Source organism: Streptomyces pyxinicus, assembly GCF_024753135.1.
GTDB lineage: Bacteria > Actinomycetota > Actinomycetes > Streptomycetales > Streptomycetaceae > Streptomyces > Streptomyces pyxinicus.
Genome location: NZ_JANUGP010000074.1, coordinates 1 through 815, shown reverse-complemented (window position 1 = coordinate 815; position 815 = coordinate 1). Strand labels below are relative to the sequence as shown.

The window sequence follows — 815 nt, the reverse complement described above, 5'->3', positions numbered from 1 at the left end:
GCGCCCAGCCAGTGCTGGACCAGGAAGGTGCCGTGGAAGCCGACGAACAGCGTCCAGAAGGTGATCTTGCCCAGGCGCTCGTCCAGCATCTTGCCGGTCATCTTCGGCCACCAGAAGTGGAAGCCGGCGAACATCGCGAAGACGACGGTGCCGAAGACCACGTAGTGGAAGTGGGCCACCACGAAGTACGAGTCCGAGACGTGGAAGTCCATCGGCGGCGCGGCCAGGATGACACCGGTCAGACCACCGAAGGTGAAGGTGATCAGGAAGCCGACCGCCCACAGCATCGGGGTCTCGAAGGACAGGCTGCCGCGCCACATGGTGCCGATCCAGTTGAAGAACTTCACACCGGTCGGGACCGCGATCAGGAAGGTCATGAAGGAGAAGAACGGCAGCAGCACACCGCCGGTGACGTACATGTGGTGCGCCCACACGGTCACGGACAGGCCGGCGATCGCGATGGTCGCCGCGATCAGGCCCATGTAGCCGAACATCGGCTTGCGGGAGAAGACCGGGATGACCTCGGAGATGATGCCGAAGAACGGCAGCGCGATGATGTACACCTCTGGATGGCCGAAGAACCAGAAGAGGTGTTGCCACAGCAGTGCTCCGCCGTTGGCCGCGTCGAAGACGTGTGCCCCGAATTTTCGGTCCGCCTCCAGGGCGAACAGCGCGGCGGCCAGCACCGGGAAGGCCAGCAGGACCAGCACGGCGGTCAGCAGCACGTTCCACACGAAGATCGGCATGCGGAACATGGTCATGCCGGGCGCGCGCATGCAGATGATCGTGGTGATGAAGTTGACCGCGCCGAGGAT

Annotated in this window: 1 protein-coding gene; it reads right to left on the bottom strand. The window is 63.7% G+C overall.

Annotated features, from left to right (window positions below; genetic code table 11):
* Window positions 1–815: cbb3-type cytochrome c oxidase subunit I (locus NX794_RS35790; protein ID WP_258783888.1), on the bottom strand; the 815-nt coding region annotated here is incomplete at both ends.